This is a genomic window from Paenarthrobacter sp. 22069, assembly GCF_052046035.1.
Classification (GTDB): Bacteria; Actinomycetota; Actinomycetes; order Actinomycetales; family Micrococcaceae; genus Arthrobacter.
The window spans coordinates 157,684-179,591 of record NZ_JBQEQF010000004.1; the positions used below are offsets into that span (position 1 = coordinate 157,684).

18 protein-coding genes and 1 pseudogene are annotated in these 21,908 nt (G+C 66.7%); 10 read left to right on the forward strand and 9 right to left on the reverse strand.

What is annotated here, in order from left to right; genetic code table 11:
- Nucleotides 1–77: 77 nt before the first annotated feature.
- From ACTJK0_RS04730 to ACTJK0_RS04740, 3 genes are all read right to left on the reverse strand, one after another.
- Nucleotides 78–1,505, reverse strand: a complete 1,428-nt coding sequence (locus ACTJK0_RS04730) for a class II fumarate hydratase (protein WP_110542807.1) — start codon at nt 1,503–1,505, stop codon at nt 78–80.
- An 87-nt stretch (nt 1,506–1,592) separates the two neighbouring features.
- Entirely contained in the window at nt 1,593–2,207 is a 615-nt protein-coding gene (locus tag ACTJK0_RS04735; protein WP_440744429.1) for a carbonic anhydrase, read from the reverse strand.
- A 9-nt stretch (nt 2,208–2,216) separates the two neighbouring features.
- On the reverse strand, nt 2,217–2,897 hold the full coding sequence (locus tag ACTJK0_RS04740; protein WP_440744430.1) for a DUF4245 domain-containing protein: 681 nt from the start codon (nt 2,895–2,897) through the stop codon (nt 2,217–2,219).
- A gap of 225 nt (nt 2,898–3,122) precedes the next feature.
- On the opposite strand from ACTJK0_RS04740, the gene glpX reads away from it, so the two are divergent.
- Together glpX and ACTJK0_RS04750 are read left to right on the forward strand one after the other, a co-directional pair.
- A complete protein-coding gene (gene glpX / locus ACTJK0_RS04745; protein ID WP_181422425.1) occupies nt 3,123–4,145 on the forward strand; it encodes a class II fructose-bisphosphatase in 1,023 nt (340 codons plus the stop codon).
- Between the two features lie 87 nt (nt 4,146–4,232).
- Nucleotides 4,233–5,288: a lipid II:glycine glycyltransferase FemX gene (locus tag ACTJK0_RS04750; RefSeq protein WP_440744431.1), complete on the forward strand. Its 1,056-nt coding sequence runs from the start codon at nt 4,233–4,235 to the stop codon at nt 5,286–5,288.
- Nucleotides 5,289–5,350: 62 nt separating this feature from the next.
- On the opposite strand, the gene manA is transcribed toward ACTJK0_RS04750, so the two are convergent.
- From manA to ACTJK0_RS04770, 4 genes are all read right to left on the reverse strand, one after another.
- Nucleotides 5,351–6,589 carry a mannose-6-phosphate isomerase, class I gene (gene manA / locus ACTJK0_RS04755; protein WP_440744432.1) on the reverse strand — a complete coding sequence of 413 codons (1,239 nt, stop codon included), beginning with the start codon at nt 6,587–6,589 and terminating at the stop codon, nt 5,351–5,353.
- Nucleotides 6,590–6,652: 63 nt separating this feature from the next.
- Nucleotides 6,653–8,305, reverse strand: coding sequence for an LCP family protein (locus ACTJK0_RS04760; RefSeq protein WP_440744433.1), 1,653 nt, complete (start codon nt 8,303–8,305; stop codon nt 6,653–6,655).
- Between the two features lie 10 nt (nt 8,306–8,315).
- On the reverse strand, nt 8,316–8,900 hold the full coding sequence (purE, locus tag ACTJK0_RS04765) for a 5-(carboxyamino)imidazole ribonucleotide mutase (protein WP_440744434.1): 585 nt from the start codon (nt 8,898–8,900) through the stop codon (nt 8,316–8,318).
- The gene (locus ACTJK0_RS04770) at nt 8,897–10,093 is read right to left on the reverse strand and encodes a 5-(carboxyamino)imidazole ribonucleotide synthase (protein ID WP_440744435.1); all 1,197 of its coding nucleotides are present in this window, start codon (nt 10,091–10,093) and stop codon (nt 8,897–8,899) included. Before ACTJK0_RS04770 ends, purE begins: the two co-directional genes overlap by 4 nt.
- 173 nt (nt 10,094–10,266) lie before the next feature.
- On the opposite strand from ACTJK0_RS04770, the gene ACTJK0_RS04775 reads away from it, so the two are divergent.
- On the forward strand, nt 10,267–10,827 hold the full coding sequence (locus ACTJK0_RS04775) for a GtrA family protein (protein ID WP_440744436.1): 561 nt from the start codon (nt 10,267–10,269) through the stop codon (nt 10,825–10,827).
- Nucleotides 10,828–10,920: 93 nt separating this feature from the next.
- On the opposite strand, the gene ACTJK0_RS04780 is transcribed toward ACTJK0_RS04775, so the two are convergent.
- Nucleotides 10,921–11,622 carry a TIGR03089 family protein gene (locus ACTJK0_RS04780; RefSeq protein ID WP_440744437.1) on the reverse strand — a complete coding sequence of 234 codons (702 nt, stop codon included), beginning with the start codon at nt 11,620–11,622 and terminating at the stop codon, nt 10,921–10,923.
- Between the two features lie 390 nt (nt 11,623–12,012).
- Between ACTJK0_RS04780 and ACTJK0_RS04785 the strand changes: the two genes are divergently transcribed.
- The 3 genes from ACTJK0_RS04785 to ACTJK0_RS04795 are packed head-to-tail and all read left to right on the forward strand — an operon-like array spanning nt 12,013 to nt 17,664.
- A complete protein-coding gene (locus tag ACTJK0_RS04785) occupies nt 12,013–12,546 on the forward strand; it encodes a WhiB family transcriptional regulator (protein ID WP_110542817.1) in 534 nt (177 codons plus the stop codon).
- A gap of 29 nt (nt 12,547–12,575) precedes the next feature.
- Nucleotides 12,576–15,950, forward strand: coding sequence for a glycosyltransferase family 2 protein (locus ACTJK0_RS04790; protein WP_440744438.1), 3,375 nt, complete (start codon nt 12,576–12,578; stop codon nt 15,948–15,950).
- Nucleotides 15,943–17,664, forward strand: a complete 1,722-nt coding sequence (locus ACTJK0_RS04795; RefSeq protein WP_440744439.1) for a DUF5719 family protein — start codon at nt 15,943–15,945, stop codon at nt 17,662–17,664. Before ACTJK0_RS04790 ends, ACTJK0_RS04795 begins: the two co-directional genes overlap by 8 nt.
- 78 nt (nt 17,665–17,742) lie before the next feature.
- On the opposite strand, the gene ACTJK0_RS04800 is transcribed toward ACTJK0_RS04795, so the two are convergent.
- Nucleotides 17,743–18,255 (reverse strand): metallopeptidase family protein, encoded by a 513-nt coding sequence (locus ACTJK0_RS04800; protein WP_110542820.1) that lies wholly within the window; start codon nt 18,253–18,255, stop codon nt 17,743–17,745.
- Between the two features lie 117 nt (nt 18,256–18,372).
- Between ACTJK0_RS04800 and ACTJK0_RS04805 the strand changes: the two genes are divergently transcribed.
- The 4 genes and pseudogenes from ACTJK0_RS04805 to ACTJK0_RS04820 all read left to right on the forward strand — a co-directional run bounded on the left by ACTJK0_RS04805 (nt 18,373) and on the right by ACTJK0_RS04820 (nt 21,908).
- Nucleotides 18,373–18,759 carry a DUF3499 domain-containing protein gene (locus tag ACTJK0_RS04805; RefSeq protein WP_110542821.1) on the forward strand — a complete coding sequence of 129 codons (387 nt, stop codon included), beginning with the start codon at nt 18,373–18,375 and terminating at the stop codon, nt 18,757–18,759.
- 79 nt (nt 18,760–18,838) lie between these two features.
- Nucleotides 18,839–19,066, forward strand: coding sequence for a hypothetical protein (locus ACTJK0_RS04810; protein WP_110542928.1), 228 nt, complete (start codon nt 18,839–18,841; stop codon nt 19,064–19,066).
- A gap of 75 nt (nt 19,067–19,141) precedes the next feature.
- Entirely contained in the window at nt 19,142–20,608 is a 1,467-nt protein-coding gene (gene ahcY, locus ACTJK0_RS04815) for an adenosylhomocysteinase (RefSeq protein ID WP_440744440.1), read from the forward strand.
- A gap of 62 nt (nt 20,609–20,670) precedes the next feature.
- Nucleotides 20,671–21,908: pseudogene (locus tag ACTJK0_RS04820) on the forward strand (L,D-transpeptidase).

The window sequence follows — 21,908 nt, forward strand, 5'->3', positions numbered from 1 at the left end:
ATAAAGCACGACGACGGCCGGCGCCTTCCGTTCGAAAGGTGCCGGCCGCCGTCGGGCGTCCAGGAGGAAGTAGAGACTTACGCCTTGTGCGCCGGGGCTGTCATCGTGGTGACGTCCAGAGCCTTGTCGAGGTCCGCCTCGGAAACCTTGCCGTCGCCTTCACCGACAAAGCCCAGCTTCTCGGTGGCCTGGCGGATGGTCAGGCCCTCCTTGACGGCGGTCTTGGCGATCTTGGCGGCGTTCTCGTAGCCGATGTACTTGTTCAGCGGCGTGACGATGGAGGGGGAAGCCTCGGCCAGGAAGCGCGCGCGCTCCACGTTGGCGGTGATGCCGTCAATCATCTTGTCCGCCATGACGCGGCTGGTGTTGGCCAGTAGGCGGATGGACTCGAGCAGGTTGGCGGCCATCACGGGGATGCCGACGTTGAGCTCGAAGGCGCCGTTGGTGCCGGACCAGGCGATGGCGGTGTCGTTGCCGATGACCTGGGCGGCCACCATGATGGACGCCTCGCAAATGACCGGGTTGACCTTGCCGGGCATGATCGAGGAACCGGGCTGCAGGTCGGGGATGGCAATTTCGCCCAGGCCGGTGTTGGGGCCGGAACCCATCCAGCGAAGGTCGTTGTTGATCTTCATGAACGAGATGGCGATGTTTCGCAGCTGGCTGGACGCCTCGATCAGGCCGTCGCGGTTGGCCTGGGCCTCGAAGTGGTCGCGGGCTTCGGTCAGCGGCAAGCCGGTGTCCGTGGCCAGCAGTTCGATGACGCGCTCCGGGAAACCGGCAGGGGTGTTGATGCCGGTGCCCACTGCCGTGCCGCCCAGCGGAACCTCGGCAACGCGGGGGAGCGAGGCGTTGATGCGCTCGATGCCGTAGCGGACCTGTGCCGCGTAGCCGCCGAACTCCTGGCCCAGGGTCACCGGAGTGGCATCCATGAGGTGGGTGCGGCCGGACTTCACCACGTCCTTGAATTCAGCGGCCTTGCGCTCCAGCGACTCGGCCAGGTAGCCCAGGGCGGGAATGAGATCGTTGATCAGTGCCGAGGTGGCAGCCACGTGGACAGAGGTGGGGAAGACGTCGTTGGAGGACTGCGACGCGTTGACGTGGTCGTTCGGGTGGACAACCTTGTCGCTGCCCGCGGCCTTCAGTGCGCGCGTGGCCAGTTCGGCGATGACCTCGTTGGTGTTCATGTTCGAGGAGGTGCCGGAGCCGGTCTGGAAGACGTCGATGGGGAAGTCGCCGTCGTACTTGCCGGCAGCCACCTCGTCGGCAGCGCCTGCAATCGCCTTGGCCAGCTCGCCGTCGAGCACGCCCAGTTCTGCGTTGGCCTGGGCGGCAGCCTTCTTGACCCGGGCGAGCGCCTCGATGTGGGTGCGCTCCAGGGTCTTGCCGGAAATGGGGAAGTTTTCCACTGCCCGCTGCGTCTGCGCGCGGTACAGTGCGTTCACGGGGACGCGGACTTCGCCCATCGTGTCATGTTCAATGCGGAACTCTTCAGTGGAAGTCATGGGGCTAGCTTATGGCGATCCGGCGCCCCATCGAAAACCGTTAAGGCAGTGGTGCCGGCGGCCCGGGGGACCGCCGGCATGCGGCTCCTAGAGCTCGCCGATTCCGTAAACCAGGTCGGCGCTGCCTTCTGCCAGCCGGTAGGAAAGGCCGACGACGGCGGTGCGGCCGCCCTCGATTGCGTCGGAAATCACACGCGAGCTGTCCGCGAGGCGCTGCGACGTCTGCTTGACGTGCTCCACCACCATGTCGTTGACCTCGGGCTGGTCATTGCGCAGGGACGTCAGGACAGAGGGCGTGATGCGCTCCACGAGGTCGCGGATGAAGCCCGCCGGCATTTCGCCGGTCTCCACGGCGTCCTTGGTGGCTGTCACGGCGCCGCAGCTGTCGTGCCCCAGAATGACGATCAGCGGCACGTTCAGCACGCCGACGCTGTACTCGAGGGAACCCAGGACGGCGTCGTCGATCACCTGGCCGGCGGTGCGGACTACGAAGACGTCGCCCAGGCCGACGTCGAAGATGATTTCTGCCGCGAGCCGGGAGTCGGAGCAGCCGAAGATCACCGCGAAGGGGCTCTGCGTCTCCACCAGTGATGAGCGGCGCGAAGCATTCTGGTTCGGATGGGAGGACTCGCCGTTTACGAAACGTTCGTTGCCTTCGCGCAGGCGGCGCCAGGCCAGTGCAGGGGTCAGGTTAGTCGTCACGGCCCCACCTTACGGTGTGGGGACCGCCGAGGGTGAAACTGTGACGGCCGGGTTGCTGTCAAGGGAGCCGACGACGGCGGCAGCCAGTGCCGCGAATTCGTCCAGTTGTGCCGCGCCTGAGAGGACGACGGTGCTGCCGCGGTAGTTCAGCACCATGGACTTTTCACCCTTGCCGGTGTCCCGCAGTTCCCATTCCTGGCCGCCGGCATTCCGGGACCCGGTGACGGGGGCGTTCTTCGTCTGCTGGAGGAGCCAGGTGGGGTTGGCGCTCCTGGTCTGGACCAGGGCGATGAAGGATGTCTTGGGGGTCAGGTAGCCAACCTCCCAGGTGGGGACGCCGCTGCCGGTGCCTGCCTCCCAGCGGGCATAGTTCGCGCGGAAAGCGTTGCCGGTGTCCGGCGCGACGGGTGTGAATCCGGCCACATCGGCCGCATTCCGAGCCACCGACGCGACGTCGATGTCCGGACGATACCCTTCCGTCTTCGGCTGCGGATTCATGAGCACAACGGGCAGGAACGCCGCAATGCTGAGCACCAGGGCAATAATCATGCCGATCACCGAGGCGTTGGCCCGCTTGGCGGCGGCAGCCGGAATGACGGGCTTAACCGGGGCATCCGCACTGCTGCCGGCGGCGCCTGCGCGCCCTTCGGGCTTGGCCTGGCCGGAGCTTGGACTGGTGGCTTCCTGCATGTCATTCACCCTCCTATAGTCGCCCATCCCGCAGCCTCACTGCCATTCGGGCCTTGGCGGGGACGCTTGTGCACGCGCGGGGTACATTGCGGGGCCGCGTCACGGGCCGCCGCCGGCGCGGCGCCGCGACTATGATCGGAAGCAGAGGAATCACCGTTCTGCTGCACCGGCAGGCGGGTTCAATGATCGCCACTCGAAGAAGAGGTTCACGTGTCACCAGCGTCCATGACCCAGAAGTACTCCACGATTTCACCGTCCCTTGCGGTGGGCCACGACGAGCCGGACCGCAACCTCGCCCTCGAGCTTGTCCGCGTCACCGAGGCCGCGGCCATCGCCGGCGGCCACTGGGTGGGTTTTGGCGACAAGAACACCGCGGACGGCGCCGCCGTCGACGCCATGCGTTCCTTCCTGCAGACCGTCCACTTCAACGGTGTGGTGGTGATCGGCGAGGGCGAAAAGGACGAAGCCCCCATGCTGTTCAACGGTGAACGCGTTGGCGACGGCACCGGCCCCGAATGCGACGTCGCCGTCGACCCCATCGACGGTACCCGCCTGACCGCCCTGGGTATCAACAACGCCCTGGCTGTCCTGGCCGTTGCCGAGCGCGGCTCCATGTTCGATCCCTCAGCAGTGTTCTACATGGAAAAGCTCGTCACCGGCCCTGAGGCGGCGGACATGGTGGACCTGCGCCTGCCGGTCAAACAGAACCTGCACCTGATTGCCAAGGCCAAGGGCGTGAAGGTTAACCAGCTCAACGTGATGATCCTTGACCGCGACCGCCACAAGCCGCTGGTGGAGGAAATCCGCGAAGCCGGCGCGCGCACCAAGTTCATCATGGACGGCGACGTCGCCGGCGCCATCGCCGCTGCCCGCTCCGGCACCGGTGTGGATGCCCTGATGGGCATCGGTGGCACCCCCGAGGGCATCGTGGCCGCGTGCGCCATCAAGTCCCTGGGCGGCGTGATCCAGGGCCGTCTCTGGCCCACCAGCGATGAAGAAAAGCAGAAGGCCATCGACGCCGGACACGACCTGGACCGGGTGCTTTCCACCAATGACCTGGTCTCCAGCGACAACTGCTACTTCGCCGCCACCGGCATCACCGACGGCGACCTGCTCAAGGGTGTCCGCTACTCCAAGGACAAGGTCCTCACCCAGTCCATCGTCATGCGCTCCAAGTCCGGCACCATCCGTTTCGTCGACGGCGAGCACCGCGCCGACAAGTGGGAAGGCTACGCCCGCAAGAGCTAATCCACGGCCACTGCAGGATGTCAGGCCCCGGGACGCCGCGTGCGTGCCGGGGTTTTGCCGTTAATGCGTTGGTATAGGGTTTAAGCCATGATTCCTGCTGTTGTGCCCTGTACTGACCGCGCCCTTTGGGACGAAAACGTCGACCAGTTCCAGGGGCATCCGCAACAGCTCTGGGGCTGGGGCGAAACCAAGGCAATGCACGGCTGGTCTGTGGACAGGGTCCTGGTGAAGGCCGGGGACCGGACCATCGGTGCCGCCCAGCTGCTGGTCCGAAAGCTTCCCACGCCCTTCCGTGCACTGGTCTACATTCCGCGCGGTCCCATGTGTGCCGTGGAGAATACGCAGGAGGTGCTCAACCGGCTGGCTGACCACGCGGCCCTCCGCCACCGGGGCGTAGCCCTCAGCATCGAACCGGACTGGGACCGCGATTCCGCCTATGCCGGCGCCGTGGCCGCAGCGGGCTTCCGCGAATCCACCAACACCGTCCTCATCCCGCGCACCCTCATCCTGGACCTGACCCGGTCCGACGATGAACTCATGGCGGAGATGTCCAAGTCCACCCGGGCGAACATCCGCAAGGCCATGCGCAGCGAGGTGGAATTCCGCAAGGTCAAGAACGAGTCCGAACTGGAACAGGTGCTGGCCATCTACCACGACACGGCGGAGCGGGCGGGCTTCGGTATCCATGAGGACCAGTACTACCGCGACATCTTCCGGAACCTCGGTGACGCCTCCCCGATCATTGGCGCGTTCGACGGCGAGCAGCTGCTGGCGTTCACCTGGCTGTCGCGCAGCGGAACCACGGCGTTCGAGCTGTACGGCGGCGTGTCCGCCGAGGGGCAGAAGCAGCGCGTGAACTACGGCGTGAAATGGGCGGCCCTGACGTCCATGCGCGAGGACGGCTGCAGCCGGTACGACTTCAACGGCCTGCTTAACGACGGCATCTCCGATTTCAAGAAGCAGTTCGCCAAGCACGAGGACATGCTGCTGGGCACGTGGGAGAAGCCGCTGTCGCCGTTCTACCCCGCCTACGCCAAGGCCATGCCGCTGGCCCGCAAGGGTCTCCAGCAGGCACGTCTGCTGCTGAAAGGCGCAGCCGGGCGGGTTCGCCCGCTGGTCCGGAAACTGCGGCCGGGCAACTGACTGGGCTAAGACAAAAGGGCGACGACGNTGCCGTCGTCGCCCTTTTGTTGTGGTTGCGCCGGTTAGAGGCCCGTGGTGACGGCGAAGGCCAGGGCCGGTCCTGTGCTGCCGGCCGCACGGTGGACGTTAACGGGAGCTTCGGCGGCAGGGATGAACGCGCTGCCGCCCCGGGACAATGCCAGGTCGCCCTTGGGGGAGTCCAGGTACACGTCGCCGGCCACCACGATGATCACCGCAGCACCGGCCTGCGCGAGTGGGACCGGTCCTGCATCCGGGCCAAGCTCGATGCGCTGCAGCTGGAACTCACGGAACGGCGGACGGAACAGTTCCTGGTCCATCTCCGTCCTATCGGCGGCCAGCATGGGAACGGCCACGGGATGGAAGTCGATGGTGCGCAGCAGTTCCGGGACATCCACATGCTTGGGCGTCAGGCCGCCGCGCAGAACGTTGTCCGACGACGCCATGACCTCAACGCCCAGCCCGTGCAGGTAGGCGTGCACATTGCCGGCAGGAAGGTAGACGGCCTCTCCCGGCTTCAGCGAGATGCGGTTCAGCAGCAGCGATATGAGGACACCGGGATCGCCGGGGTACTTTTCGTTGAGGCTGATGACGGTGCCCAGCTCGGCCTGGTAGGGCTCCAGCGGTGCCGTCAGCAGGGCTGCCACCACCAGTGCCGTTTCCTCTGCCACGCCCTGGCCGCCCGTGATCAGCCGCTCGAAGGCCTGGCGAAGTCCGGTCCCTTCATCGTCGGCGGCGAGGTCCGCAATCAGCGCCTGGACCAACCCGGGCTGCCCGCCTTCGGGGAAGGCGTTGGCCACGTGCTGCAGGATCATCCGGGTTTCTGATGCAGGCCTGAATCCGCACAGCGCCTCGAAGGGCGTGAGTGCGAAGATCATCTCCGGCTTGTGGTTGTCGTCCTTGTAGTTCCGGCTGGGGGAGTGCGGATCCACGTCGGCCTGGTTTTCCCGGGCAAAACCCTCCCGTGCCTGTTCCAGGCTCGGATGGACCTGGAGCGAGAGAGGCTGCGCGGCCGCAAGGATCTTGGCGAGGAACGGCAGCCGGGGCCCGAAGGCGGCCACTGACTCCACGCCCAGGAAGTGCTCCGGGTCGGAGGAAACCAGTGCGTCCAGCGGCTGGCCGCTTCCATGGTCCGGCATGTGGGCCACCGACGGCGAGTCGGGGTGGGCACCAACCCACAGCTCGGCTTCCGGGTGTCCCGATTCCTCCCGGCCCAGCAGCGAGGCGATCGCCGTGGTCGAACCCCAGGCATAGTCCCGGAGGACGTTGTCAATCTCGTACAAAACTATTCCGTTCCTTTATGGATGGACGCAGGTGGGTGGGCGCTGACGGATAACGGCCGGTCGCTACAGCGGGGCGCACTGTCCGTTGGTGGCCACAAGCTGGCGGATGGCCTCTTCGTCGCCGGCGAGCTTGAGCTGGGTGAGCATCTCTTCGGTAATCGGCTCGCCGTCCGGGGTAGTGGTCACGGGCGTGAAGTCCGACGGCGACGGCTGCTGGGCTGCGGTGACCGTTGCGGGAAGCGCGGCAGGCAGGGCCGGTGCCGCCTGGACGTGTCCGGCACCGCCGGCCGGAACGGCCATCAGTCCGTCGTCGGACACGCCGGCCGACTGGGCACCCTTGGCGGACGCCGACGCCAGGAGCTGGTCCACTTTGTCGTGGATCTGGTCAAAATCCGGGTTGGTGGAGAACGACGGGTCAAAGTCCGGCGGCCCGATGGTGAGCCGCTTGACGTCCTTGCCCCGGGCTTTGATCGCCAGGTCCAGGAAGCTGCCCAGCTGGCTTGATGAAATGTTGGACTCCACCACTTTGGTGCCGGCCCTGGCGATGTCCTCGAACTTGGACAGCAGGGTGGCCGGGTCAAGTTGCTTCAGCATGGCCTGCTGGACGCACTGCTGGCGCTGGATGCGTGAATAGTCGTCCACGTACTCGCGGGACCGCCCGTACCAGAGGGCCTGGGCGCCGTTGAGCGTCTGGTCACCGGCGGGGATCCAGCCCAGGGGCATGCCGTGGGTCTTGGTGGCTTCGTCGAAATAGCCGCTCATGGGGACCCAGCCGCCGGCCTTGATCCGGATGCCGCCCATCGCGTCGATGAGCGTTGAGAAGCCCTGCATGTCAACCAGGACGTAGGCCTGGATCTGCATGCCCAGGGTTCCGGATACGGCTTCCATCGTTGCCTGCGCGCCGGGATCGTCCACGCCCGGGTAGAGGTCGGCGTGCTCGTTGGTGACCTCGGTGTTGATGGCGTTGATCAGGCATTCGTCGCCGCAGTTGTAGCCGTCGGGATAGATGGCGCGCATGGGCGAGTTCTCGCTGAACTGGGCATTCTGGAAGTTCCGGGGGACAGAGATGATGGCCGTCTGCCCGGTTTCGGCGTCCACACTCAGGACCGACAGGCTGTCAGGACGGCGCCCGGTCCGGTCATCGCCGGCGTCGCCGCCCATCATGAGGAAGTTGTACCGGCCGTCCACGGGTTTCAAGGCGGGGCCCGAACCGAAGATGCTGCCGATGGCGTTGCGGCCAACGTTCAGCAGGTAGGCGGAGTACCCCACGGAGCCGCTGCCCAGGACCAGGGCCAGCACCAGGGCAATCCCGACGCCGGGCCGTGCCTTTGGCGCCAGCAGCACGGGGCGGATGAGCCGCAGGGTATTCAGGAACAGGAAAGCCCAGCCGAGGGCCAACGCAGCCAGCAGGACCACCAGCACCAGGGACGTGACCGGGTTGGTGACGATGCTGATGACCAGGCTTCGGTCGAGCAGCAGGAGCACTCCTGACAGGAGGATGGCCGCCCATACGAACAATGTGACGCGCAGCGCCGCACGCCCCAGTTTCCGGTCACCGGCCACCAGTTGGGCGCTGCCGGGTACCAGCAGCGTCAGGAGGACCAGGACGAAGGCCCGCTTGGTGCGGACCGGGGAGGAAGCGCTGACCGGATAACGGACCGGGTCCGTCATGGACGGGCCGGATCCGGTGTTCAGGACGCTGCTGCTGCTGGCCATGCCCGCCGCCCTAACGGCTGCCCCGGAGAGCGCTGGAGCCGCCGGGGAAGACTTCGCTGACTTTCTGCCGCAGGTTTGCGCCCTTGCGGGAGGCGACGGCATTAAGGTCGGCGGCGAAGTCCAGGAGGTCACGGCGAAGTGAAGCGGCCAGTTCGTCCGTTCCGGACGCGAGCATCCGCACGGCCAGGAGCCCCGCGTTGCGGGCGCCTGCAATCGAGACCGTCGCCACGGGGACGCCCGCCGGCATCTGGACGATGGACAGCAGGGAATCCATCCCATCCAGCGTCTTCAAGGGAACGGGAACCCCGATCACGGGCAGTGGTGTCACGCTGGCGAGCATGCCGGGAAGGTGGGCCGCGCCGCCGGCGCCGGCGATGATGACGCGGAGGCCGCGTTCATGGGCGGTCTGGCCGTAACGGATCATCTCGGTGGGCATCCGGTGGGCTGAGACCACGTCCGCTTCGAAGGGGATGCCGAACTCGGCCAGGGCGTCTGCCGCGGCCTCCATGACAGGCCAGTCCGAATCTGAACCCATGACCAGCCCCACCAGGGGGCCGGCGCCGGAACTGGCGGCTGGGGTGGCTTCGGCGCTCATGCGTTCTCCTCAAAAATTACAGCTGCTTCTTCGGTGCCGACCCGCCCGTCACGGATGATCCCTGCCACTGCGGTGGCACGCCGGCGTACCGACTCAACCTCCGCGGTGGACGCGCCCACCAGGTTGACATGGCCGATCTTACGTCCGGGCCGGACGGATTTGCCGTAACAGTGGACTTTGGCGGCCGGTTCGGCCGCAAGAGCCATGGGATACGCGGAGTACAGGTCCTGGTTTTCACCGCCCAGGAAGTTCTTCATGACCGTTACCGGTGCCAGCGCGTCGGTGGCGCCCAGGGGCAGGTTCAGGACGGCGCGGAGGTGCTGCTCGAACTGGCTGGTGATGGAGCCGTCCTGGGTCCAGTGGCCCGTGTTGTGCGGCCGCATAGCCAGTTCGTTGATCAGGAATCCTGCTCCGGTGCCCGGAGTTTCGAACAATTCCACGGCCAGGACGCCGGTCACGTCCAGTTCAGCCGCGATCCGTAAAGCGGCGTCCTCCGCGGCGGCCGCGACCTCCAGCGGGATATCGAGTGCGGGCGCAATCACCTCGTCGCAGACACCGTCCACCTGGATGGTGTGCACCACCGGCCAGGCCCGGGCCTCGCCGTCGGGGGTGCGCGCCACAAGAGCGGAGAGTTCACGGGTGAACTCCACCTTCGCCTCGGCCAGCAGGGGACTCATGGCGGCGAACCAGTCAGCGGCTTCCGCGGCTTCCTCCGGCGAGCCGACGATCCTGACGCCCTTGCCGTCGTATCCGCCGCGGGGTGTCTTCAGGACCACGGGCCAGCCCGTTTCCTCCCCGAACCGAACCAGCGCATCAACGCCCGCCACGGAAGCCCAGACGGGGTTAGGGAGCTCCAGGCGGTCGATAGCGGCACGCATGACCAGCTTGTCCTGGGCGTGGACCAGGGCGTGCGGACCCGGCTGTACATTGACTCCGGCCTCCTGGAGCGCGCGCAGATGGGAGGTCGGCACATGCTCATGGTCGAACGTCATCACATCCAGCCCCTGGGAAAAGTCCAGGAGCGTCTGGAGGTCCTTGTAGTCACCCACCGGCGTGGCGGGCACCGCCGAGACTGCGGAGACGTCCTCGCCCTCGGCGAGAACGCGGAGTTCAAAGCCAAGTGCTGTAGCGGCAGGGGCCATCATTCGCGCGAGCTGGCCGCCGCCAACCACGCCTATCACTGGAAAAGTCACATCTGCCAGCCTACCGAAGACGGGCCCGATCCCGCTTTTATGGCCCGGCGGGGGCGGGGGATTTCCCACGAACGTGGCATGGGCCACCTGCTGTACGGGGCACACTCCAAGCTTTGGGGGCTAAAATGGACCCTTGGCCGAGTGGCCCACAGTTCGGACGGCCATGGAGGGTCATGTTTAGCGCACTTGCAGATCGTATCCGGGGGCTCGCCTCACTCTTTTGGCGCGAGGTGGCCAAGTTTGGTGCGGTTGGCGGTGTGGCGTTCGTCATCGACAACGGCCTGACCTATTACCTGATGCACGGGCCCATGTCCGACAGCGAGGCGAAGGCCCGGTTCGTGGGTGCCACGGTAGCCACCGTCTTCTCGTGGATTGCGAACCGATTCTGGACCTTCCGCCACCGGCGCCAGGCGAACGTGCTCCGCGAGTTTGTCATGTTCGTCATTATCAATGGCATCGGCATCGGCATTTCCACCGGATTTACGGCGCTGGCAAAGTACGGGCTGGGTATTGACGACAAGAACCTGCTGTTCCTCGCCGGCGTGGCGGGCATCCTGGTGGCCACCGTGGTCCGCTTCTTCGCGTACCGCTTCCTGGTGTTCAACCAGGAACTGGACCAGGAGCCGGAGTTCTCCCACGACCACGAGATCCTCGAAGCGCATCCCCGCAAGGAACACGCCCAGGAGGCTGAACGTTCGGCATCCGCGCCCGCCGATGGCGCCCCCAAGGCCTAGGAAGCCCGGCTGCCAGTCCCGCAGCCACCCCAGCACGGGACTGGCCGCAGGGAACTGAAGGAGCCTGCCGGGAACGCGGCACCGGATTGCCGGCTACTTGCCGTGGATGCGCTCATCCGCCAGGAGTTTGTCCGTCAGCGCCACGTCCGGGTGCGTCACCACCACCGACCCGCCCTGCTGCCAGGCTCCCAAAGCATTGGCCAATGCCGCTTCCAAACCGTCGGCAGCAGGCACATGCAGCCTGGTGCCTTCGCTGTGCGGCAGGGCAAAATCTGTGATCAGCTCCCGGTGGAGGATTTTGCGCCCCTCAGCGGTGTGGACGGCAGGCGCCGACGGATCGGGGTCTGAATGCGGCATGAAGACGTCTCCGTGGGATCGCACCTCAGCGGCGTAGTCGAGGCAGCCGCCTGGGAGGTCCCCGGACCAGCGCATGGCGAGGGCGGGAAGCGCGACTGCAATGACGGCGTCGTACTGTGCATCTGCTGCGGCGGGATTGTCCGTGGCCAGGAAGTCCGCCGGGCCGCCGTCGAGGACGGTCTCCAGTCCCAGTTGCCACCCGGCCAGCGCCCAGACCATTGCTTTCCAGTGGGCCGGAAGCGCCAGCCGCAGCCGCATGCCGGGTTCGGCGTCCAGCTCATCCTGGAGCAGGTTGCTGGTCTTCGCCACCCAGTTGTCCAATACGCGGCCGGACAGTTCCACCCGCTCCGCATCGGGTCCGTACCACGTCAGTCGCGGTGCGGTGGAGTTGCCGGATCGGAGGCTGCCCATGAGGTCGATTACGGGGATAGTCGTCATGGCTTCATCCTGCCACCCGGGAATCCCAGGGTCATCCGCCTCCTCCTGCCCGCAGCGCACCGCAGCGGGGATGTGATGTTAATCACCAATGGTGCTAAGCCTGCTTGCTATTTCGGCGGAGGGCAGGTATTTTTCGCGCCAGTAAAGACATTTGTCCGCCCGACTTGTCGCCAAAAGGCGGCATTGCGGCGCCGGCGGCGGGAGCCGGGTAAAAATCCCGGGCGTGGCGTGCGCAAATTTCTCCGCTGCGACTGTCTATTATCCCGGCAACGGCTTGACTCACCCTAGTTACACACGTGTAATTAGGTATCTAAAGCAATTGCGTAAATACCGGCACACAACCGAGTGTCCACGTATCCAGGCAGTGGCTGAAACATCAGGAGGGTCGCCGTGGGGCAAGCAGAGCGTATCCAGGAAGATGCCGTCGTAGCCGGTCAGGCAACGGCAAAGTACCGTGCACGGGGGGTGCCGAGTGATTGGTACGTCGATCCCGCCGATCCTGATGCTGCAGAGCGGTATAACAGGAATTCCACCAGCATCCTCGAGGACCAGGCCACGGCGTTCCTGGCAGCGCACGAAGCGTTCCTTGACGGCGGCGCTGAGCCCGAAGACGACCTCGATCCCCCTATGGAGCTCGCTGCGGCCGGGACTACCCAGCCGGTCTGGATCGGGCTGCCGCTGCAGCAAGACTTCGACGACGAAGGTGAGCTGGGCTGGCAAACGGACGCTTTGTGCGCGCAGACTGATCCGGAAGCTTTCTTCCCCGAAAAGGGCGGCTCCACCCGCGATGCCAAGAAGGTTTGCGGGGCCTGCAACGTAAGGTCGCAGTGCCTGGAGTACGCGCTGGCCAATGACGAGCGGTTTGGCATCTGGGGAGGCCTGTCCGAGCGTGAGCGCCGGCGGCTAAGGAAGCGAGCAATCTAATTCTTCAGGATGTCCATGTCACTGCCGTTGTGGTCGCCCACAACGGCAGTGCCTATCTGCCCAAAACACTTTCAGCCCTGGCGGCCCAAACCCGGCCGGTCGACCGCGCCATCGGCGTGGACACCGGATCCGGCGATGACTCGTACGGCCTCCTCACCCACGCCCTGGGTGAGGCCGGGGTCGTCAGCCATCCCCGGGGCAAGGGCGGCATGGGTGCCGCCGTTTCCGCTGCGCTGGCTTCGCTGTCGCCGTTCAACGGAAATTCCGAAGAGGGCGGGACGGAGTGGATCTGGCTCCTGCACGATGACGCCGCGCCCGCGCCGGAAGCACTCGCTGAACTGCTCGGCGCGGTGGAACGCGCCCCCTCAGTTACTGTTGCCGGCTGCAAGCAACTGGACTGGCACTCGCCACGGAGACTGCTGGACGTAGGGCTTTCCACCAGCAGGTGGGCCGAACGACTCACCCTTATCGACGCCGACGAAATGGATCAGGGCCAGTACGACGGCCGCACCGACACTTTTGCTGTGAACTCCGCCGGCATGCTGGTGCGCCGCGACATCTGGGAAGAGCTGGGCGGTTTCGACCCCGCCCTTCCGGGCAGCGGCGACGACGTTGATTTCTGCTGGCGCAACCGCCTCGCCGGCCACCGCGTCGTGGTGGTTCCGGCAGCCCGGATGTTCCACGTTGCGCACCGGCCGCATGCGCTGGGAAACCCCTCCGCAGCGCGCAAGGCGCAGGTCCACCTGCGCCTGAAGCACAGCCCGCTGTGGATGGTGCCCGTGCATGCCGTCGGTGCCTTGCTGGGAAGCATCTTCAAACTGGTCCTGAGCATCGTAGTCAAGGATCCCGGCCACGGCATCTCCCAGCTTCTCGCCACCTGCGCGGCCCTCGGCCGGCCGGGCGCCCTTGCCAAGGCCCGGCGGAACGCCAAGCGTACGCGGCGTATCCGGCGCTCCGTCATCCGCAAACTCCAGACACCCCGCCGGGAAGTCTGGAGCCATCGCCGGTCCCTGATGGAGGCGCTGGGATCGGATGGTTCCGCGGCCGATCACCTGGTGCAGGATCCGCTTGCCCACCAGCCAACCGGTGATGCCGCAGACGACTTTGCCGCCCTGGCCACCAGCAAACGCGGGTGGGTGGGCAACGGCGCCCTGGCCGCCGTCATCATCGCTTCGGTGGCATCGCTCCTCGCCTTGACGGGATTGTTCCGGGCCGCCGCCGTCAACGGTGGAGCGCTGATTCCCGTCTCCGCCGGCCTGGGGGACATCTGGCACAACGCTTCAAGCTGGTGGGTCAGCCTGGGTGCAGGTCTTCCCGGCCACGGCGACCCCTTTGACTATGTCCTCTGGATCATCGGTGTGTTCGGGGGAGGGGATGCCAACCCGGCCATGGCATGGCTGCTGCTCCTTGGCGCCCCGCTGTCCGGCCTCACGGCGTGGTTCGCGGCGGGCGGGGTGACGGTACGCCGCCGCCTCCGCTTCGTGGCTGCCGTGATGTGGGCTGCCGCACCGGCACTCCAGGCTGCCCTCAACCAGGGCCGCGCGGGTGCGCTAATCGCCCACATCATGCTGCCGCTGGTCGTCCTGGGCCTGTTGCGGGCAACCGGATCGGCCGTCGGCCACGGCCGGTTCAACACCGCATCCGCACCTGAAGTCCGGTCCGGCGAACAGCCCCCGGCCAAGGCGGGCATCAACGGTGTCCCCTCCTGGACGGCTGCAGCGGCCTCCGGGCTGGCACTTGCGGTCACCACGGCAGCGGCGCCGTCCCTGCTGGTCCCGGCCACTATGATGATCGTGCTGTGCGGCGTCCTGCTGGGCAGGCGCGGCCGGACAGTGTGGTGGGCTCTGTTGCCCAGCGCAGCCCTGTTCCTCCCGTTCGCACTGTCCACCCTGGACCGGCCACGCGCCCTTTTGGCCGATCCGGGACTGCCCCTCGCCTTTGACGCGGCCCCGCTCTGGCAGCAGCTCCTGGGCCAGCCGCTTGCATTCGACCCCGCACGGGGCCTCCGCGGACTCGCCCTGTTCGCAGACGGCTCCATTCCCTGGAGCCTGTTGCTGGCGCTGCTCATCGCCGTGCCGACGTTGTTCCTCGCCGTTGTCGGACTCTTCAGCCCGGGACGGCGGTCACGGACCGCGAGCTGGTTTTGGATTGCTGCCGTCCTCGCCCTGGCCGGCAGTTGGCTGGCCGGCCACGTTGCCACCGGCCTGAACGCAGGCGTGATGGTGACGCCTTTCACCGGACCGGCGGTGTCCGCTGCTTCCTTTACGCTCCTTTCGGCGGCACTCCTCGGGTGTGAACAACTGCTCACAGCAGCCCGGCGGCCGGCGGCCAACGGTGCCAAAGCGAGGACAGCGGCCCGCGCAGCCGTGGCGCTGGGCCTGGTGTTGCTGCTGGCGGGGCCGCTGGCTGGCATGGCTGCGTGGTCCGCGCAGAACCTGCTGCGTCCCGCAGCTACAGCCGCCCCTACCGGCACGGCGGTCCGGGAGGCCTCCACCGCTCCCGGTCCGGCAACCGACGGGGCTGGGGGAGCATTGGGAACCCGGCGGCTGGTGGAAGCCGCCGCGGGGCGGTCCCTCCCCGCCACCGCCATCGACCGCGGGACTGGGCCTGAACAGACCCGGACCCTCCTGCTCAGCACCGGCGATGACGGCACCTACAACGCATCACTGATGCGTGGTTCCGGTACCACGCTGGACAGCCTCTCCGCAATCGCCTCGGCCCGGAACATCATCGGTGCCCCCGGCGCGGAGGAGGTGCGTGAGGACGACGACGTCACTGCAGCTGTCCGCCGCGTTGTCGCGACCATGGTTGCCGGGCAGGGCGTTGACCCCCGGGCCGATCTCGAACAGCTGGGTGTCGGATTTGTGGTGCTGCGCTCCGCGGACACCGCAGCCCAACTGACCGCCAGCAGGATGGACGCTGTGCCCGGCCTCGTGGCTGTGGGGCAAACCGATGTGGGGTGGCTGTGGCGCATCAGCCCGCTGAACCAGTCCGTGCTCCAGGCCGCGGACGTCGCGCACCGTGTGCGCATCGTGGATTCCCGCGGTGCTGCCACGGCTTTGGTCGCCTCCGGAACGGTCGACGTCGACGCCCCTGTTCCTGCCGGGCCCGAGGGCAGGCTGGTGGTCCTTGCCGAGCGCGCCGACCCCGGGTGGAGCGCATGGCTTGACGGCCGCAAGCTGACCGCCACGACGTCCGGTTGGTCCCAGGCCTTCACGCTTCCGGCCGCCGCCGGCCAGCTGACCGTCCGGTACGAAAACCCCTGGGCGTTCTGGGCCGCTGCCGCCCAGATCACGGTGATAGGCCTTACCGTCATCCTCGCCATTCCCATGCCTGCCCAGCGGCCACGGACCGGCCTGTCCCGTGACGAGGGCTCCCTGCGTAAGGAACACCAGCATGCATGAGCACACTCCGCCGACCGCTGCCCGAAGTGCCGCCGCTGACGAATCAGCGGGCGCAAACCCCGGCCCGGCCGAAAAGGCGGCCCCTGCCTCCGGGAAAGGCAAGGGAAGGAAGCCGTCCAGCCGGGGTGCCAGCCGCGAGCCGGGCACCAACGGCCGTGCTGCATCCGTGGCCGGAGTAGCCGCCGGCGTCCTGATCCTCGCTGCAGCGGGAGCGGTGGTGGCGGCAGGGACTGCCGTGCCCGGGCCCGGCTCCAGCCGGACCGTACCGCCGGCGCAGGCCGCCGTTCCCGCCGGGGCAAGCCTGGGCGTATGCCCCGGCCCCGCCCGGCTGCTGGAAGGCACCGACGCCGGCACCGACGCCCAGTTCCGCCCCGAGTCCGCAACCGCAGCAACCAAGGTCAGTGCAGCTGTGCTCAGCGCCGGAGGCGTGCTGCCCGGAAGCCGGCTCGCCCGCCTCGACGGAACGGCCGCCGTCGACATCGCCAAGGATCCCGGCCCGGCGCCTGCTTCCGGAGCTCCCCAGGAACTCCTTGCCGGAGTGGTGGCCGACCGCACGGTGGACCAGGTGAACGTCCTTCGCGCCGACGCCGTGGCAAACCAGAATGCCTCGGCCGCAGGTGCCGTGAAGTACACCGCGACCGATGGCGACCTCCAGGGCAGTGCCGCAGCATCCTGCACGCAACCCCTGAACGACCAGTGGCTGGCCGGTGCCAGCACCGTGGTTGGCCGCACCTCCGTGCTGGCCCTGACCAACGCCTCCAGCACCCCGGCAACCGTCAGCCTCGAGCTGTTCGGCTCCGGCGGCCAGATCCAGGCGCCCGGCAGCCGTGGATTGCTCGTTGCCCCCGGCACCACCCGCAGCGTGGTCCTCGCCGGACTAGCGCCCAACGAGGCGCAGCTCAGCGTGCACGTCCGCAGCGCGGGCGGCCCCGTTGCAGCCACCATCCAGCAAAGCGTGCTGCGTGGGCTCACCCCCGGGGGCGTGGATTTCATCAGCCCAGGCACTGCGCCGGCTCTCCGCCAGGTCATGACCGGCGTCGACATCCAGGACCCCGCCGCCGTTGCTGCGCTGACGGCCCAGGCCGGCTACAGGGACGCTGCGCCTGCCTTGGAGCTGACTGTTCCCGGTGCCGCCGACGCCGTAGTGGAGATCAAACTATACGGGCGGGACGGCCAGCATGCGCTTCCATCCGGCGGCGTGATCACCGCGAAAGCCGGGTCAACCACTGAGGTACCGCTGGCCGGCGTGCCGGCGGGCCAGTACACCGTCGAGGCCTCATCCGACGTGTCCATCGTTGCAGCCACGCGCATGGGCCGTGGGCTCCAGCCGGGACAGGCCTCGGACGTGGCGTGGGCCCCGTCGGCCGTCCGGCTCGGGAGCCAGCACGTCATTCCGGTACCCAAGGGCGGCCTCCGCCAACTGGTGTTCGGGGCGCTGGACGCCAGGGCCACCATTTCCTACGCCGCCATCACCGCCGACGGGAAGGTGCGCGCGAACGCCACGGCGGATATTGCCGGCGGGACGACCACTTCCATCGCCGTCCCGGAGAAGGCCGACGGGGCCGACGTCGTGGGCTACGTGGTGTCCGCCTCAGGTGATGCGGCCTACGGGGCGGTGCTCCTGGAGCAGGATGGCCGCAACGACGTCTCAGCCCTGGGCTTCCTGGCAGCTGCTGCAGGGCAGGAGACAGTTCCGGTCAGCTTGGGCTCGTAGCCCCTGCCCGTAACCCCGGGCCTCGGACGTGGTGTGGGCCGCGTCGGCCTCGTGACGCGGGCGCCGGGAACATCGGAGTCAGTAACGGCGGCGGTAGACCGGGTCCAGCGTCTCGGGCGCCACACCCAGCATTTCAGCAGTATGTTCGACGACGACGTCGTGGACCAGGTCCTGGAGCTCTTCCACAGTGGAGCATGCCTGTTCCACCACCCTCCGGTACACCGTGATCATGGGACCCTCGCCACCGGCAGCGGGGGTGTAAGCGCCCATGGGTGCCGCGGAGGCGTTAGCGGCCAGCTGTTCGAGGTCCGGCGGGATTTCGTCGACACCGAACCGGACGCCGTCGAGGGTTTTGCCCCAGATGTCGTGCAGCCGCTGGGCCGAGTCCAGCACCATGTCGTCGAAACGATCGGCGCGGGTGCGGTATCCGGGGTGGGTGGGCAGCATCACCTCGCCCCGCAGGCCCCGTCCATGACGGTTCCGGCGCCGCCTTGAGAAGCTTTTCCCGGCAGTCTCCACACCCGGGCCCGTGGGGGCATCCGGGTCAGCCAACCGGACCGAAAAATCTGATTCATGGTTCGATGACTGCATACATTGACTGTAAACCCGGTGGCGCGTTTACGCGATACATCGCCGTCGCGGCGGGGGCGCGTCGGCCAGCGCCGCAATGCGCGGCTTTTGCCCCAGGAAGGGGTAGTCTGTGATGTCGTGGGAGCCATCCGTCAGTGTTCAAGGTCCGCCTGCCGCCAGCCGGCGGTGGCCACCCTGACGTACGTATACGCAGACTCCACCGCGGTCCTGGGTCCGTTGGCCACCTACGCGGAACCGCACTGCTACGACCTCTGTGAACAGCATGCTGACTCGTTGACCGTCCCGCGCGGCTGGGAAGTCCTGCGTCTGGCGATGCCCTCCACCCCCCAGCAGCCCGGGCCGGACGACCTGCTGGCACTGGCGAACGCCGTCCGCGATGCCGCCGCGCTTCCGCCCGAGGCCCAGCCCCCCGCCCAGCGGACGCACCATTCCGCCCTTGAGGCGCCGGCGGGCACCGAAGGGGTTCGGCGGGGCCACCTGCGGGTCCTCCGGGAACCTTCCTGACCCCCATCTGGCGGTAGGCTGGATGCTGCACATCTTTTCCGCCACCGGCGCGAGCGCGCCCGCCAGGGAGCATGAACAAATGCCAAAGATCAGTCCCGAGCTGTTGTCCGTCCTGCGTTGCCCTGTGACCGGCTCGCCCCTGGTCCAGGAGGGGGAGGAGCTCGTGGCCACTGCTGCGGGGGATACCGGGGCCAGGAACCGGTATGCCATTGAGGACGGGATTCCATTGCTGCTGCCGCCGGAGCTGCTGGCTGCAGCGCTCTCGGCGGGCTCGGACCAGCACGATCCCGCCGTGGCGAAGCAGTAGCCCACCGCATTCGCCCCGCACAAGAAGAGCCGAACGGGGACTGGACCAGGACCCGGACCAAGCAAAGGACCACCCATGACTTTTGAGTACAAGATTGCCGACATTTCCCTGGCGGAAGCCGGCCGGCACCAGATCCGCCTGGCGGAGCACGAGATGCCCGGCCTGATGTCCCTCCGTGAGGAGTTCGGGGCCACCCAGCCGCTCAAGGGCGCCCGGATTGCCGGTTCGCTGCACATGACGGTGCAGACCGCGGTGCTGATAGAGACGCTCACTGCCCTTGGCGCAGAGGTCCGCTGGGCCTCCTGCAACATCTTCTCCACCCAGGACGAAGCCGCGGCGGCCGTGGTGGTGGGCAAGGGCACCGTTGAGGATCCCCAGGGCGTTCCGGTGTTCGCCTGGAAGGGCGAGACTCTTGAGGAATACTGGTGGACCGCCGAGCAGATCCTCACCTGGCCAGGTGCCGATACCAATCCTGAACTTGGCCCCAACATGATCCTCGACGACGGCGGCGACGCCACCATGCTGGTCCACAAGGGTGTCGAGTTCGAGGCCGCGGGCAACGTTCCCTCCGCCGACCCGGAGCATTCCGAGGAGTACGGCATCTTCCTCGACGTGCTGCGCCGTTCGCTCGCCGCCGACCCGCAAAAGTGGACCCGGACCGCGGCCACGATCAAGGGCGTCAGCGAGGAAACCACCACGGGCGTGCACCGCCTGTACCAGCTGGCTGACCAGGGCAAGCTGCTCTTCCCGGCCATCAATGTCAACGACTCCGTGACCAAGAGCAAGTTCGACAACAAGTACGGCATCCGCCACTCCCTGCCGGACGGCATCAACCGTGCCACGGACGTCCTCATGGGCGGAAAGGTCGCCGTCGTCTGCGGCTACGGCGACGTCGGCAAGGGTGCGGCGGAAGCGCTGCGTGGCCAGGGTTCGCGCGTCATCGTCACCGAAATCGATCCCATCTGCGCCCTGCAGGCGGCCATGGACGGCTACCAGGTGGCCAAGCTGGAATCAGTCCTGGCCCAAGGCGACATCTTCATCACCACCACCGGCAACAAGGACGTCATCCTGGCCGAGCACATGGCCGGAATGAAGAACAAAGCCATCGTGGGCAACATCGGCCACTTCGACAACGAGATCGACATCGCCGGCCTTGCCCGCATCCCCGGTGTGAAGAAGGTCGAAATCAAGCCACAGGTCCACGAGTGGGTCTTTGAAGAAGGCACCGGCACGGAGCGCTCCATCATCGTTCTCTCCGAGGGCCGGCTGCTGAACCTGGGTAATGCGACCGGGCATCCGTCGTTCGTCATGAGCAACTCGTTCGCCAACCAGACCATCGCGCAAATCGAACTGTGGACCAAGCGGGACCAGCACGAGTACGGCAACAAGGTCTACGTCCTGCCCAAGGTCCTGGACGAGAAGGTCGCACGGCTGCACCTGGATGCCCTGGGCGTGGAGCTCACGGAACTGACCAAGGAGCAGGCAGAGTATTTGGACATCGATGCGGCAGGCCCGTACAAGCCTGAGCACTATCGTTACTGAACACTATCGTTACTGAGCCGTAAGGGCCCGGGCCGTTACGTCCTGCACGTAGGATCGAAATCATGGAGCCTGATGTAAAGCCCCGGCGCCGGGGGACTGCCAAGAAAATCCTCGCCGTGGCTGCCGTCTGTGTCCTGGCGGCCGTGGGCGGGGTTTTTGCCGCGGTCGCTCCGGGCCTTGCCGGTGGACCGCTTGAATCTGAGGCTGCCTCTGCATTGCGCACTTCACCCGGGATTGCCTTGCCCGTAGTGCCGCCGGTGGCCCTGGATGCGGCCCCCGCCAATGGTGCCAAACAGGTCAATCCTGCCGCTCCCGTTTCCTTGAAAGTTGCCAACGGAACCATCCAGCGCGTCACCTTGGCCAGCACAGCCGGCAAGACCGTTGACGGCAGCATCGATCCCAGCGGGACGGCGTGGTCTGCCACCGCCCCCCTGGACTTCAACACCGAATACAGCTATACCTACGTGGTCAAGGATTCCGTAGGACGCGAGACAAGCACCACCCAGTCCTTCAACACCGTATCCAGCTCCCACGAGGCCGACGCCGCCATCTACCCGCTCAACGGCATGAAAGTGGGCGTGGGGCAGCCGCTCCAGATCATCTTCAGCGAGCCGGTTACCAACCGGGCCGCCGTCGAAAAGGCCATCAAGATCACCACCACGGCAGGACAGGCGGGGGCGTTCCACTGGTACAGCGACACCATGGTCCGGTACCGCCCGGAGAACTTCTGGGCAGCGAACTCCACTGTCACCATGGACATGCAGCTTTTCGGCGTCGACCTGGGCAACGGCCAGATCGCGAATTTCAATAAGAAGGTCAACGTTTCCATTGGAGACAAGAAGGTGGCCATCGCTGACGCCACGGCCCACACGTTCACCCTGAGTGTCAATGACCAGCCCGTCAAGACGCTGCCGGTCAGCATGGGGGACAAGCCTTCCCCTCCGCGAAGGGATACGCAGTGCTGATGGAGAAGAACCGCTTCGACCACTTCAGGGCGGCGAGCATCGGGCTGAAGCCGGGTGACCCCGCCTACTACGGTGAGGCCGACGTCGAATACACCATCCGCCTTACCCTCAGCGGCGCCTACATCCACCAGGCCCTTGAGTCCGCTTTCCCGTATATCGGAAACGCCAACGTCTCCCACGGCTGCATTGGATTCTTGCCCGACGGCGCGGCATGGGTGTTCGACAACATGGGCACCGGTGACGTGGTCCAGATCATCAATACTGAGGGCGACTACGCGGCGAACACCGACGGGTTCGGCGACTGGAACATTCCCTGGAGTGAGTACGACAACTGA

What these genes read in the sequence shown, in the direction of transcription:
- ACTJK0_RS04810 (WP_110542928.1), top strand. Translation starts at nt 18,839, where the DNA reads ATGCCAAAGATCAGTCCCGAGCTGTTGTCCGTCCTGCGTTGCCCTGTG.
- ACTJK0_RS04760 (WP_440744433.1), bottom strand. Translation starts at nt 8,305, where the DNA reads ATGGCCAGCAGCAGCAGCGTCCTGAACACCGGATCCGGCCCGTCCATG.
- ACTJK0_RS04800 (WP_110542820.1), bottom strand. Translation starts at nt 18,255, where the DNA reads ATGCAGTCATCGAACCATGAATCAGATTTTTCGGTCCGGTTGGCTGAC.
- ACTJK0_RS04740 (WP_440744430.1), bottom strand. Translation starts at nt 2,897, where the DNA reads ATGCAGGAAGCCACCAGTCCAAGCTCCGGCCAGGCCAAGCCCGAAGGG.
- ACTJK0_RS04795 (WP_440744439.1), top strand. Translation starts at nt 15,943, where the DNA reads ATGCATGAGCACACTCCGCCGACCGCTGCCCGAAGTGCCGCCGCTGAC.
- purE (WP_440744434.1), bottom strand. Translation starts at nt 8,900, where the DNA reads ATGAGCGCCGAAGCCACCCCAGCCGCCAGTTCCGGCGCCGGCCCCCTG.
- ACTJK0_RS04750 (WP_440744431.1), top strand. Translation starts at nt 4,233, where the DNA reads ATGATTCCTGCTGTTGTGCCCTGTACTGACCGCGCCCTTTGGGACGAA.
- glpX (WP_181422425.1), top strand. Translation starts at nt 3,123, where the DNA reads ATGACCCAGAAGTACTCCACGATTTCACCGTCCCTTGCGGTGGGCCAC.
- ACTJK0_RS04730 (WP_110542807.1), bottom strand. Translation starts at nt 1,505, where the DNA reads ATGACTTCCACTGAAGAGTTCCGCATTGAACATGACACGATGGGCGAA.
- ACTJK0_RS04780 (WP_440744437.1), bottom strand. Translation starts at nt 11,622, where the DNA reads ATGACGACTATCCCCGTAATCGACCTCATGGGCAGCCTCCGATCCGGC.
- ahcY (WP_440744440.1), top strand. Translation starts at nt 19,142, where the DNA reads ATGACTTTTGAGTACAAGATTGCCGACATTTCCCTGGCGGAAGCCGGC.
- ACTJK0_RS04775 (WP_440744436.1), top strand. Translation starts at nt 10,267, where the DNA reads ATGTTTAGCGCACTTGCAGATCGTATCCGGGGGCTCGCCTCACTCTTT.